At 67.0% G+C, this 12448-nt stretch carries 10 protein-coding genes and 3 pseudogenes; 8 read left to right on the top strand and 5 right to left on the bottom strand.

Features of this window, described 5'->3' with window-relative positions; translation table 11 throughout:
* Window positions 1-161 precede the first annotated feature (161 nt).
* Complete coding sequence (locus ACTIE5_RS06580) at window positions 162-1259, top strand: site-specific integrase (RefSeq protein ID WP_439548899.1); 1098 nt, start codon at window positions 162-164, stop codon at window positions 1257-1259.
* Between the two features lie 128 nt (window positions 1260-1387).
* On the opposite strand, the pseudogene ACTIE5_RS06575 reads toward ACTIE5_RS06580, so the two are convergent.
* From ACTIE5_RS06575 to ACTIE5_RS06565, 3 pseudogenes are all read right to left on the bottom strand, one after another.
* Window positions 1388-2501 (bottom strand): annotated as a pseudogene (locus tag ACTIE5_RS06575) (IS3 family transposase).
* Window positions 2456-3714 (bottom strand): annotated as a pseudogene (locus ACTIE5_RS06570) (IS256 family transposase). The pseudogenes ACTIE5_RS06575 and ACTIE5_RS06570 overlap by 46 nt, the downstream one beginning before the upstream one ends.
* A 151-nt stretch (window positions 3715-3865) precedes the next feature.
* A pseudogene (locus ACTIE5_RS06565) lies at window positions 3866-4237 on the bottom strand (transposase); the annotation flags it as partial.
* 108 nt (window positions 4238-4345) lie between these two features.
* On the opposite strand from ACTIE5_RS06565, the gene ACTIE5_RS06560 reads away from it, so the two are divergent.
* From ACTIE5_RS06560 to ACTIE5_RS06540, 5 genes are all read left to right on the top strand, one after another.
* A complete protein-coding gene (locus ACTIE5_RS06560; protein WP_439548898.1) occupies window positions 4346-4468 on the top strand; it encodes a hypothetical protein in 123 nt (40 codons plus the stop codon).
* A 105-nt stretch (window positions 4469-4573) separates the two neighbouring features.
* Entirely contained in the window at window positions 4574-5020 is a 447-nt protein-coding gene (locus ACTIE5_RS06555; RefSeq protein ID WP_439548897.1) for a hypothetical protein, read from the top strand.
* A gap of 124 nt (window positions 5021-5144) precedes the next feature.
* Window positions 5145-5837, top strand: coding sequence for a ParA family protein (locus tag ACTIE5_RS06550; RefSeq protein ID WP_439548896.1), 693 nt, complete (start codon window positions 5145-5147; stop codon window positions 5835-5837).
* A gap of 35 nt (window positions 5838-5872) precedes the next feature.
* A complete protein-coding gene (locus ACTIE5_RS06545; RefSeq protein WP_439548895.1) occupies window positions 5873-6562 on the top strand; it encodes a hypothetical protein in 690 nt (229 codons plus the stop codon).
* A 148-nt stretch (window positions 6563-6710) separates the two neighbouring features.
* Window positions 6711-6944 carry a hypothetical protein gene (locus ACTIE5_RS06540; protein ID WP_439548894.1) on the top strand — a complete coding sequence of 78 codons (234 nt, stop codon included), beginning with the start codon at window positions 6711-6713 and terminating at the stop codon, window positions 6942-6944.
* A 239-nt stretch (window positions 6945-7183) separates the two neighbouring features.
* Here ACTIE5_RS06540 and ACTIE5_RS06535 read toward each other — a convergent pair.
* A protein-coding gene (locus tag ACTIE5_RS06535) for an IS3 family transposase (RefSeq protein WP_439548893.1) occupies window positions 7184-8349 on the bottom strand; the annotation gives its coding sequence in 2 pieces (ribosomal slippage) (window positions 7184-8091 and window positions 8091-8349; 1167 coding nt in all).
* Between the two features lie 441 nt (window positions 8350-8790).
* Between ACTIE5_RS06535 and ACTIE5_RS06530 the strand changes: the two genes are divergently transcribed.
* Window positions 8791-9720: a replication protein RepA gene (locus ACTIE5_RS06530; RefSeq protein ID WP_439548892.1), complete on the top strand. Its 930-nt coding sequence runs from the start codon at window positions 8791-8793 to the stop codon at window positions 9718-9720.
* Window positions 9721-10002: 282 nt separating this feature from the next.
* Window positions 10003-10935: a hypothetical protein gene (locus tag ACTIE5_RS06525; protein WP_439548891.1), complete on the top strand. Its 933-nt coding sequence runs from the start codon at window positions 10003-10005 to the stop codon at window positions 10933-10935.
* Between the two features lie 289 nt (window positions 10936-11224).
* On the opposite strand, the gene ACTIE5_RS06520 is transcribed toward ACTIE5_RS06525, so the two are convergent.
* A complete protein-coding gene (locus tag ACTIE5_RS06520; protein WP_439548890.1) occupies window positions 11225-12223 on the bottom strand; it encodes a hypothetical protein in 999 nt (332 codons plus the stop codon).
* Window positions 12224-12448: the final 225 nt, after the last annotated feature.

The raw sequence follows: 12448 nt of genomic DNA, 5'->3' as shown, positions 1-12448 counted from the left end.
CCCAAATGGCCACAAACGTAAAACAACAAGAATATGGAATTTAACCCCCCTTCCCTCCTGCCCGCGCCGAGACGTACTACCCATAATGCGCCTTGTGGGTAGTAGACTCTTCATCTTAGGATTGGCCCCGGCAGCGCCGCCTGAGGCGCCCGGAGAGGCCCTTGGACGACCCCGACGCACCCAGCGACCTTCAGATCCTCGCCCCCGCCATGCCCCCTCCCCTGCCCGGCGCCTCCCCCGCCATCGTGGCGCGCTGGTTCGACGCCGCCGCCGAGACGACACCGCCCACCTCCGACGGCTCGCTCGCCGGCGACCACGCCGCCGCGGACGCCTTCCGGCGGCTGGCCACCGCCACCAATACCCGGAGCGCCTACCGCAGCGCCGTGCGCGCCTGGTGCGCCTGGTGCCAGGTGCATGGCCGCCCGGCGCTGCCGGCCAACGCTGCCGACGTGGCGGCCTTCCTGGCCGGCGAGCGCGCCCGCGGCCTCGCAGCACCCACCCTGGTGCTGCGCCGCGCCGCGCTGCGCTACCTCCACCGCGCCGCCGGCCTGGCCACGCCGACCGACGACCCGCGCGTTGCCGAGACCGTCGCCGGCATCACCCGTGCCGCCGCCGCTGCCGGTGAGATGCCCCGCAAGGTCGCCGCCGCCACCGACGTGTTGCTGCGGCAGATCCTGGCGCCGATCCCCGACGACCTGCGCGGCCTGCGCGACCGCGCCCTGCTGCTGGTGGGCTTTGCCGGCGCGCTGCGGCGGTCCGAGATCGCCGCCATCGCGGTGGAGCGGCTCGAACCGACGGAGCGCGGCCTGGTCCTGACGCTGCCGCAGAGCAAGGGATCCCAGGCCGAGGCGGTACGGATCCCCCTGCCCTACGGCACGACCGAACTCTGCCCGGTGCGCGCCATTACCCGCTGGCGCGCCGCGGCGGCTATCGAGGCTGGGCCGCTGTTTCGCCGGCTTTGGGCGCCAGGCCCCGCCCGCCCGGGCGGCCTCCCGCCCCTGCCCCGGGTCGGCACCGCGCCGCTTTCGGCGCAGTCGGTCGGCGACATCGTCCAGGCCCGCGCCGCCGCCGCTGGCTTTGATCCCGCCGCCTTTGGCGGGCACAGCCTCAAGCGCGGCGCGCTCACCACCGGGATGAGCCAAGGCGCCCACCCGGCACAACTGAAGAGGCTTGGGCGGCACAAACGCTTCGACACCCTGGGAGAATACCTCGAATTCGGCGACATCTTTGACGGACATCCGCTCAAAGGGACGCTGTAAGGGAGGATTATCGCGGGTGATGCTTAAGAGGGCCTAGGTAGGGACTTCAAACAACCTTCTGCTTAGTCTGGTGTTTTTTGACGTGCTCCCCGCTTTCCTACCGCGGATAAGTTGGACCCGTTCTCCGTTTACCCCTGTTCGGTACCGTGGTGGATCGGGCCGAGGGTGCTGTGTCTCGCAAACTCCTCCGGCGTCCGACCACCAAGACTGCCGTGCGGCCGGACACGGTTGTAGTCCTCGCGCCAGGCTTCGATCAGCCGACGCGCCTCCGCCAGCGAGCCGAACAGATGCTCGTTCAGGCATTCGTCCCGCAGGCGGCCGTTGAAGCTCTCCACGAACGCATTCTGCCGCGGTTTGCCCGGCGCGATGTATTGCCATTCGACGCCGCGCTCCTCCGCCCAGCGCAGCATCGCCACCGAGGTCAGTTCCGTGCCGTTGTCGCTAACGATCATCGCGGGCAGGCGCCGCATCGCCACCAGGCGCTCCAGCTCGCGCACCACCCGCGCGCCGCTGATCGAGGTGTCCACCACCGTCGCCAGCGCCTCCCGCGTGAAGTCATCCACCACGCACAACAACCGGAACCGCCGACCATCGGCCAGCGCATCGGAAACGAAGTCGAGGCTCCACCGCTGATCCGCACCCTGCGGCACCGTCATCGGCGCCCGCGTGCCGAGCGCGCGCTTGCGCCCGCCCCGCTCACGCACAGACAGCCGCTCCTCGCGATACAGCCGCCAGATGCGCTTCAGGTTCGCCGCCGCGCCCTCCCGCCGCAGCAACATCGCGAGCCGCCGATAGCCGAACCGGCGGCGCTGCCCGGCCAGCTCGCGCAGCCGCTTCCGCAACGCCGCGTCCCCATCATCGGCGCGCTCATACCGGAACGCCGAGCGATCCACCCCGATCAGCCTGCAGGCCGCCCGTTCGCTGTAGCCGTGCTCGCGCATCACGCGCTCCACCGCCCCGAACCGCGCCGCAGGCCCGATCAGATTTTTCGCAGCAGTTCCTGCAAAACCGAGTTGTCCATCACCGCCTTGGCCAGCAGCCTCTTCTGGCGCCGGTTCTCGTCCTCCAGCCCCTTCAGCCGCGACGCCTCCGACGGCTTCAGCCCGCCGTACTTAGCCTTCCAGTTGTAGAGCATCTGGTCGCTGATCCCGTGCTTCCGGCACAGATCCGCCGCCGACCGCCCCGCCTCATGCCCTTCAGGACCCCGAGGATCTGTCCCTCAGTGAACCGGCTCCGTCGCATCGTCCTCTACTCCTCAACGGATCCAACTTATCCCTGGCTGGAACCGCGGGGAGCACATCAACGGAACTGATGGCTTCCAGGGTCATGTAGCGGGCGCGCTGGGTAGCCCATTCGTCGGACTGCTCGATGAGAATGGCGCCGACAAGGCGGACGACGGCGGCCTCGTTGGGAAAGATGCCGACGACATCGGTGCTGCGCTTGATCTCGCCGTTGAACCGTTCGATCGGGTTTGTCGAATGCAGCCTCGTCCGGTGTGCGGCGGGGAAGTGCATGTAGGCACATCCTCCTCGGCGCCGTCCATCAGCGCGGCGAGCTTCGGCACCTTGGGGCGGAGCTGATCGGCGACGGTGCGCCACTGAGCGTGGGCAGCCGCGGCGTCCTCCTGAGCATAGGCGGTGCCAATCCAGGCCGAGACGATGCGGCGCTGCGCCTTGCCCGCGTGTGCTGAGGCATTACGGGCAAAATGAACCCGGCACCTTTGCCAGGTGGCTCGGAGCACCTTCGTCACGGCGGCCTGCAGGCCCTCATGGGCGTCGGAGACCACCAGCTTCACGCCGGCCAGGCCGCGCCGCTTCAGGGTGCGTAGGAAATCCAGCCAAAAGGGCTCGGCCTCCGAACTGCCGACCGCCATGCCCAACACCTCGCGTCGGCCGTCGGCGTTGACGCCGACCGCGATGGTGATCGCGACAGGGACGATGCGGCCTGCTTCGCGGACCTTCACGCAGGTGGCGTCGAGCCAGAGATAGGGCCAGTCGCCCTCGATGGGCCGGGCGAGGAAGTCGCGGACGCGCTCGTCGATCTCGGTGCAGAGGCGCGAGACCTGGCTGCGGCTGATCCCCTCCATGCCCATGGCGCGCACCAGGTCGTCCACCGAGCGCGTCGAGATGCCTTGGACGTAGGCCTCTTGGATCACCGCCGTCAGTGCCTTCTCCGCCGTTCTGCGGGGCTCCAGAAAGGTCGAGAAGTAGGAGCCGCGCCAGAGCTTCGGGATCCGGAGTTCGACTGTGCCGGCCCGGGTCTGCCAGTCGCGCTCGCGGTAGCCGTTGCGTTGCACCAAGCGGTCCGGGCTGCGCTCGCCATGGGCGGCGCCAGTCACCTCGCCCACGTCCAGCTCCATCAGGCGCTGCGCCGCCAAGCCGATCATCTCGCGCAGGAAAGTCGCGTCGGAGCCCTTCTCCAGCATCTGCCGAAGAGCAATCTTGTCATCGGTCATCGGTCATCGTGATCGGTCCAAGGTCAGGGGTTGCAGGTCTCAGCAACCCACCCCTACCAAGGATCACCGCGGTGGCCGTTCGGGGCGCTCCGCTTCGCTCAGCCAGGGGCTTTGCTACGTGCCCCGGGCTCTGCCACTCCTACACCACAACCCGTGGCTGGCCCCGCGTGCGGCACGCCCGGCGCTCGGACACCCCAAGCACCGACTGCACATGCCGCACGCCAGCCCGGCGGCGCTCGGGGCCTAGAAGTTTCCCTCCGCGGCCTCTTTCAGGATCTGCTTGTCCAGCGTCAGCTCCGCCACCGCCCGCTTCAGTCGCGCATTCTCGCGCTCGAGGTCCTTCAGCCGACGCGCCTTGGTCGACCCTCAGCCCGCCATACTCGCATCGCCGACGATAGAACGTCGCCTCCGAAACCGCGAGCCGGCTGCAGATCTGCCCCACTGTCCGGCCCTGCGGCAACTCCACCTCAGCCTGCCGCAGCAGCCCAATTATCCGCTCCGCCGTGTGACGCGTTCTCGGCATCCCTGCCTCCTTCCAAGGAGGCCAACTCTCTTATCACAGGTGGATCCCAGGCAGGGGGGGAAGGTCAATCGCGCTTCGCACCCTATACTTCTCGCAGGCGCGGACAGCATGACGCCGCCTGGTCGCAACGTCGAAGCCATCGGCGGGCTAAAGCGCTCGCCCGTGCGCCGCTGGCCGCTGGAAATCCAGCAGGCGGAGGTAGTTGAGGTGCGCGGGCGCCTGGAGGCCTGAGTCCAGCGCGGCGACCTCGCCCGCGATCCGCTGGGCGAGGTCGTGCTCGCGATGTCGGGTCTGCTAGGGACGCAGGCCGCGCTCGGCGAGTAGCAGCGCGAGCGGGTGAGCGAAGCGCGCTGGGCTTCGCTTGTGAAGGCGGCGGAGTTCGCCACCGGCTCTTCCGTGCGCCGGGAGGCTGCCTCGGTGGTCGGCAGCATTAATCGCCGCACGACCCTTCGCGCCTGCCTCGCCATCGCTGCGCTGATGGGGCTCGTGGCCCTACTGGGCTTAGTGGAGGGACGCCGCTGGGGCAAGCACCACGCGATGCTGGCTCTCGATCAGATGCGCGTGGAGATGACCGCTGCTTCTGCATGGGTCGGGCTCATCCGCTCGAACCCCGATCCTCGCCGGGTGCTCGCCGCCGCGACGCGAAATAATGACCAGCAGGGGCGCAGCTACTATGATGGCCTCCGCTTCTGGAGTGCATCTCCGCCGCCCCCGGTAGGCAGGGCGGAGTTTTCCCTTGTAAAAGTCGGCGCGCGCTGCGGCGAGGGGAGCACGCTCCCCTAGACTCTGACACCGCGCGCGCTCGCGACCTCTTTTCCCTTGTAAAACTCCGCGCTTGTCGCGCGACGCGAAGCGCTGCACCCTCGCGCGTACAAGCCGCTTGATTGGCGATGGGGGATCAATGCGCGTGTCTAAGAAACTCGCTGATGGGCGGGTGCTGCTCGTCGCCAGCCCGAAGGGTGGCGTTGGGAAGAGCAGCTTATGCAGGAACATCCTGGTCGCTGCAGCCATGGCAGGTCTTCGTGTCCGCGGCGTCGATCTCGATGCGCAGCAGACGCTGGTGAAGTGGCATCAACGACGCGAGCTGGTACGCAAGACTTATCCCGAGACGCCGGAGGTGCCGGTGGTCGGCATGGCGCTCAGCGAATGGCGCGGGCCGCTTCGGGAGGCCGGGCTTTTTGACCTCACGGTGGTGGATACGCCTCCCAGCATCGAAGCCCAGTATTCCGCCGCCATCGACCTCTGCGAGGCCGCGCATCATGTGCTGGTTCCGACCGGCGCGACGCAGGATGACGTGGATAGCGTGACGCCATGGATGCAAACGCTGGCCGGTGCCGGGGTGTCAGCTAGCTTCGTGCTGAACAAGGCAAACCGGCGAGTGAAAAGCTACGAATCCGTGCGAACGAAGCTTCTTAAGGCTGGCGCGCTATGCCCAGTCGAGATCCCTATGCTGGAGGACATTCATGTCAGTGCCGGCAAGGGGCTGGCGGTGCTTGACCTATCCAACAAAAAGACCGCTGAGACGTTCGACGCCCTGTGGGCGTATGTCGCGAGGGCGGTGGGCATTCAACCTGCCAAGATCGCGGAGCCGGTGGCATGAGCCAGTCGCGAGCAAGGGGGCTTAGCCGAAGGGCCATGCTCCGCGTCGATACCGATGAAGCGCTGCCGGCGACAAGCATCCCTGACAAGCGCCAGGGGGAGATGGCGCCGCTCATCCAGCTGGATGAAGGCCTGCTCGGCACGCTGAATGAGGTGTTCGCCGGCACCTCCCTCATGCGGGACCAGCGCAAGGTGCGCCTAGTCGTGAAGCTGCGGGCTCAGGTCGATGTGGCCTGGACGCAGACGCGGGATGCCTTCCTGGAGATCGGCCGAGCGCTGAATGAGGTCGATCAGGTATTGGATGACGAAGAACGCGAGAGCCTAAAGCGAGGTTTCCGCAAGTTGTTCCCATTCTCGGAGACGGTCGCTTCCCAGTTCCGCGCCATCGCTCGGGCAGTCGATGAGGGGCACATCCCTAAGGACGCGCTGCCGGGCAGCTATGGGACCGCATACCAGATGGCGCTGCTGAATAGCGAACAGAGGACCATCGCCGAAAAGGAAGGCTTGCTGCGGCCCACGGTGAGCCGGAACACGCTCATTGAGTTTCGCCGCCTGCATGAGGGAGTGCAGCCGCGCACTGCCAGGGGTCCTGACCCCGCAAAGATGCAGGCGGAGTTGGGCAGACTTGAGAGAACCGAGGTCAAAATGGCGAAGGCGCTTGAGGGCGTAAGGAAGCGGATCAACGAAATACGCGAGTTGCTGGCGATGGAAGCTGGGGAAGCCTGACGCTAAGATCATCTCGCCTTCGCGCCGAAAAGCAACATCCTTGTGGGGTCGACGCAACTGCGCGAACGACTTCGCGTGGAAGAGCATAGAGGCATAGATGCAGGCCTTGCCGCAACGGCGAGGCCTCCGGCAGCGATAGGAGGCTGCCGTGCTTCGATCCTTGCTGGTCCCCCTGGCACTGGTGGTGGTGCCGATGGTGCGCCTAGTGGTCTGCGCGCTGGTGATTTTGCTGGCGGTCGCGGCGCTTGGTAGCATGATGATGGTGGCGCTCGAGGGCGGGCTTCGCGCCTGGACGCTGATGATCGGTCCGCTGGTGACGCTCGGCGCGCTGCGCTGGGTGAACATTCGACTGCTCGACGCCGAGGACGACATGCTGGCGTGAGAGGGGGGAGGGGGCTCGCGCGCCCTCTTTAACTTCGCGTTTCACGGCTAGGGGCCGACTGCCCATGTTGTCGCAATGACGGGCAACCAGACGGCCCCCCCCCTCGGCTAAGCCTGGCACACCTCTTACTGCAAATCTGCAGCGTCGATCGCGCGTCCGATGAGACAAGCACTGCTAAGCCGTTCAGGCTCACATTGGCGCCGCCCCCATATGTGCCCTGCCACCCGTTGGTCCGGCGTTCATTGTGAAAGCCCGCCGGGGTTGTAGCCGAAATCCTGTGCTGGCTGGAGCGGCTGGGCGGCGGAGCCGTCGAGGTAGCGCAGCCGCCCGGCCGCGTCCGCGTGGCGGCGGCGTGCGGCATCCGGGGTCAGCCCGCCATGCGCCGAGTATGGCCGGTTCAGTTTGTAGTCCAGCCGCCAGCGTTCGATGACAGTTCGGGCCTCAGCCAGGCTGGCAAAGACCTCCTCGTTCAGGGACTCGTCCCGCAGCATGCCGTTGAAGGATTCCACGAACCCGCTCTGCTGCGGCTTGTCGGGCGCGATGTAGTGCCACGCCGCGCCGCTGCGGTTGCAGTATTCGAGCACGGCGCGGCAGGTCATCTCCGTGCCGTTGTCGCTGACGATCACCGAGGGGCGCCCACGATGGACGATCAGCGCTTCCAACTCGCGCACCAGGCGTCGCCCGCCGATCGAGGTGTCCACCACCAGCGCCAGGCCCTCACGTGTGAAGTCGTCGACGATGCACAGAATGCGGATGCGACGGCCCCAGCTCAGCGCATCGGAGACGAAGTCCAGCGACCAGCGCTGGTTCGGTCTCTGCGCCAAGGCCAACGGCGCGCGGGTGCCCGTCGCCCGCTTGCGGCCACGAACCGACAGACCCCCTTCACGGTAGATCAGGTAGAGCTTCTTCTTGTTCATCGCCACGCCCTCGCACCGCAGCAGAATACCCAGCCGCCGATAGCCGAACCGCCGACGCTCGGCCGCGAGTTCGCGCAGCCGAGCACGCAGTTCGCCATCGCCTGGCACCGGCTCCCGCCGCACCGTCTTGGGGTAAACCACGAGCAGCCCGCAGGCACGCCGCTGCGAATACCCGCGCTCCGCCATCAGGCGCAGCGCCGCAGCCCGGCGTGCCGCGGGCGTCCACCGTTTTTTCCCAGCAGGTCCTTCAACGCCGAGACATCCAGCATCGATTCCGCCAGCAGCTTCTTCAGACGCCGGTTCTCGTCCTCCAGCGCCTTCAGCTTCTGCGCGTTCGATACCTCCATGCCGCCATACTTCGATTTCCAACGGTAGAACGTCTGCTGGCTGATGCCGTGCCGGCGACAGACATCCTCCGTCGCCGCCCCAGCCTCCTGCTCCCGCAGCACCCCAATCATCTGCGCCTCGCTGAACCTGCTCTTCTTCATCGTCCATCTCCTGCTGGGGAGGGACTCTCACCCAAAACCGGGGATCAGGCAGGGGGGCAGGTCAGCCACAATATTGCCTTTGCGCGAGCCGCTAGCGCTGCCGTTTCCTGCAAAAGTCCGCAGGCGGGCAGGGGCGTGACCGGACGCGCGACTGGCCCGGCAGAGCGGTCAGCCGATTCGTGAGTGCCGGCGCCCCGGCGGCCGTGGACTCTGGCAGGAAGAGAGGCTCGGGCTGCCGCGGACTATTCCAGGGAAAAGCGCGGACTTTGGCAGAAGGCCCAAGATGAGAGATTCGCTTGAAATTCAGCGGGCTATGCGAGTTATCCCGAGGACTTTGGCCCAGCCTCTTTAGTAAGAGTCCAAACTATTAGCTCTTCCATGGAGAGCCCTGGAAAAGTCCGCATCGACAGAATCGCAAGCAGCCGCGCAGAACAGTGGCTCATGGGAACCGTGCACGACCTCATCGAGGCTCAGGGGAAGAAGGCCGCGCTCTCCGCGGACTTTGCTAGGAACGTCGTGGAAGCGGCGGCAGCCTACATGTCCGACGATGAAGCTGGTGTCGGTTTCCTCTACAGCGGCTGGTGCCAAGCCGCACTCCCCCATCGCCGTCTTCCCGATGACCAGCCTTGGCAGATCATCAGCGACCGCATCACGCTGGTCGTCGAGCCCGGCCGGCGCCCTGGTGTCAGCGGCGCGCTCTCGCATAGCGGGGTGCCGTATGGCAGTCGAGCGCGCCTCATCATGCTCTTCCTGCAGTCGGAGGCATTGAGGACGGGCTCGCGCGACGTGACGCTCGGCCGCAGCCTAAGAGATTGGCTCACGAAGATGGGCATCTCGCCGGGCGGGAAGAGCATGAAGGATGTGAGGGAGCAGGCGGAAAGGATCGCTCGCTGCCGCTTCACCTTCCATGTCGCGCAGAACGGCCGCGTCGGCCTGGTGAACCAGAACGTGCTGGATACCGCGATGTTCGCCCCGACCACAGATCTGGAAGGCGGCAGCCTTTTCACCGAAGTGGCGCGGCTCTCCGAGGTCTTCTTCGAACAGTTGAAGAAGCATCCGGTCCCGGTAGAAGAGGCAGCCGTGCGCGCGCTGAGCAACAACTCGATCGCGCTCGACCTCTATGCATGGCTGGCCTACCGGCTGCACGCCCTGGAAAAGTCCACACCCGTCTCCTGGATCGCGCTAAAGGGGCAGTTCGGCACCGGCGTCGCCAGGATGGACAACTTCAAGGCGGGCTTCACCGACAACCTCAAGCTCGCGCTCGCAGTATACCGGAACGCTAAAGTGGATCTCGATGCCCGCGGCGTGACGCTGCATCCCTCGCCGCCCCCAGTCGCGCCGCGCACGGTCGTGATCCGTAAGCTACGATAGGCGCCTGCGGACTTTTCCAGGTGTCGAAGCACCTCGACGGATCGCCGAAGCCTGTGAACAAGCGCCCGAGCGGGACCCCTCTCGGCATGGGGGTCCCCCCGGAAAAGCGTTGTCGCGGCTGCACTCGTGAGTGGGACCCCCATGCTGACGCAGGGTCCCAAAGCTTTCCGACCCAAAAAATGCAAGTACGGTGAGACACAGCCCGAATAGATCGCGAGCGGGTCTGCCAGTTATGTCTCTCGTGTCCCCCGCCAATGCCCGGCGAGGCCCGAGGATCGCACCATGAGCACGAACGCCCCGGATCCGCGCGACGGCTTCACGCCGGACGACGTGGACCCAATCAGCCCCGCGGTCGAGTTGAAGGCCGTGCTACAGTATCTGTTCGATAATCGGCGCCGGCCGAAGAACGCTGGCGACGCCGTTCTGGCCATGACGCACCATATCGACCAACTCCGTGCCCAGGGATGGGCGGAGGGGAAGCTGCACCCTTTCATCGCCGAGGCGTTACGGGCGTTCGGCTACAAGGCGTCCGCCGGCTACGTCCGCAACGCGCGCAAGAAGGTCAGCACCCTTACCGTCGACTTCTACAGCCGGTGTGCCGCCGGAAGCGTGATGACGGAGGGCGAGCGGGTGCTGAAGGAAATGCAAAGGACCCTGCGCGGCGGCGCGGACGCCCCGAAGGCCTTTGGGATGTGGTCGAAACCGAAGGCCGCCCCTGTCTCGCACCCGGCTTCCGAGGCGGCGCCCGAGGCCGGCCTCGCGGTTCGCACCGCACCTGCGCCGGCCCCGGCTCCAGTGGTCCGGGCGGCCCCAACCGCGAGGCCGGCGGCGAAGGGCAAGGCTTTCCGCAAGGCGGATGTGGCGATCACTATTTGCCCGGTTGTGATCGGCCCGGAGGCCAAGCTTTCGTCCAAGGAAATGGGCCTGGCCCTGGACCGCGCGGGCTTCCTCGCCCGCGAGGTCGCACGCATGGCCGCGCCGGAGGTGCTGATGAGCATGGCGCACGACGTCCGGCTCGCCCTCAACCTGGACGCCCGACAGCCCTGCGAAGAACGCGGCATCTTGGTCGCCGACTACCTCACCGGCGAAGGGGAGCGGCGGACCCAGTGGAGCGGGACCAGAGACCAAGCGGAATGTATAAAGGTGTCCGCTTTCGCCGAGATGGCGGCATTTAAGAACGCGCACGGCTTCCCCGCAAGCGTCCTCGCCGACTAGCAAATCTGCGAGACGCGGGAAGACGGGGGCGGGCGTGGCCCGGTCCGCCCGCGATCCATTTCCGGCCTTGCCTAGTGGCGTGGTTTGGATCGAGGTTCACGGCACGCCGCGCGCAGCCCGGGCCTCGCTTCCTTCCTCCGCACTCGCCAGGGAGAGCCAAGCTGAAGCTTCGCACGGTGAGGCCGGCGGCTATGTGGCCGAGGTCCGGCGGTTCGGTACCTGGACGAAAATCCCGCCCTGGTGAGGGGCGGGGCTGGTAAGCCGGCATAAAGGCTAACGCGCTATCGCCTTAGCCGAGGCGTTCCCGGTAATCGTCGTTCCACCGGCGCTTCCGCTCCGCAGCCCGGTGATAGCGGGCTGCCTTCCTCGCGTTCCGCTTCCGTTCGGCGGCGTCTTCCTCGGCCAGCCTCTCTGCAGCCTTGGTGGCCTTCCTCTCCGCGCGAGCTGTCGCCTTCGCGTCGGCCTTCGCCCGCACCTCAGCCTTTTGCCTCGCTTGGCAGGCCCGGGCGGCCTCGGCTGCCTGGTGGTCCGCGAAGGCCGCGCGAGCCTCGGCACTGGTCCATTCGGTCGGCTTCGCGAACAGGCCCGGAGTCCATTCCTTAAGCCCGCGCCCCGTCAGCACGGACCAGGTGTCGGCGAGCCGGCCGCGCCAGCTGCGCCTCCGGAGCCGGAAGTCATGCAGGCGGGAGCGGCGCACCAAGTCGGTGCACCAGTCCCGTTCCTCGACCGTCCGCCAGGTCGAAAACCCGAGGCTGATCATGCGCGGGTCGGCGTCGAATTCGGCGCCGGCGACGAGCTCGACCAGCCCGTCGCGAAGCGGCGCCACGTCCGCTGTCGTGAGGTGGCGGTCCAGGAAGCGGAGGCCGATCTCCAGCCCGTCCGCCAGCATCACCAGCCGCGTCCGATTCATGCCGTCCAGCGCGCGACCAGCCGGCGATGCGAGAGCCGCATCGCACCGGGCCCGCCATGCCCTGTTGACACGGTGAATGGACCGGAGCCGGTCGGCGCCACCAGGCAGCCGTTCGGTGAGGGGGAACAAGTGGAACACGTCGTCCACCCATGCCGCGGCGGCCACTGGCGGGAAGACGAGCGGCAGGCGGCCGAGGACCCACGTATCGGTCAAGGCGGCTTCTAGCCGCAGCGGTGAATCGAGGTCGCTCATGCGGGCGTCCTCATGCGGGCGGTTATCCAGGGGAAGGCGAGGTGTGGAGGTACCTTCCAGCGCCGCCAGCAGGCGGGGCAGGGACAGCTTCGCTGGATCTTCCAAAGCGTCGGGGTGGTGCAGCATGGGGGCGGTTCCTACCGGCTTCGCGGCTAGGTGCGGCCGCACAACCGAAGATAGGTCGTCCCTAGATTCGAGTGTCGGGTCGCCGGTGCCTCATGCCGGTCCGACCGTCGCATCGTGGGGGTAAAGCAGGCCCGCGCGCGGCGGCGTCAGCAGGGTCGCCAGCCCAAAGTTCTTAGCGGGAACGCAGTATCGCGACAGCGCGGGAAGCCGCACGGTCCCAGCCGA

The organism is Falsiroseomonas sp. (assembly GCF_051859025.1).
Taxonomy (GTDB): domain Bacteria; phylum Pseudomonadota; class Alphaproteobacteria; order Acetobacterales; family Acetobacteraceae; genus Falsiroseomonas.
Note: the sequence above shows the minus strand (reverse complement) of the source record. Positions and strands in the feature narration are given on the sequence as shown.

Excerpts from the sequence above, each read along its gene's own strand:
- ACTIE5_RS06520 (WP_439548890.1), bottom strand. The coding sequence starts at position 12,223 with ATGCTGCACCACCCCGACGCTTTGGAAGATCCAGCGAAGCTGTCCCTG.
- ACTIE5_RS06525 (WP_439548891.1), top strand. The coding sequence starts at position 10,003 with ATGAGCACGAACGCCCCGGATCCGCGCGACGGCTTCACGCCGGACGAC.
- ACTIE5_RS06560 (WP_439548898.1), top strand. The coding sequence starts at position 4,346 with ATGACGCCGCCTGGTCGCAACGTCGAAGCCATCGGCGGGCTAAAGCGC.
- ACTIE5_RS06545 (WP_439548895.1), top strand. The coding sequence starts at position 5,873 with ATGCTCCGCGTCGATACCGATGAAGCGCTGCCGGCGACAAGCATCCCT.
- ACTIE5_RS06530 (WP_439548892.1), top strand. The coding sequence starts at position 8,791 with ATGGGAACCGTGCACGACCTCATCGAGGCTCAGGGGAAGAAGGCCGCG.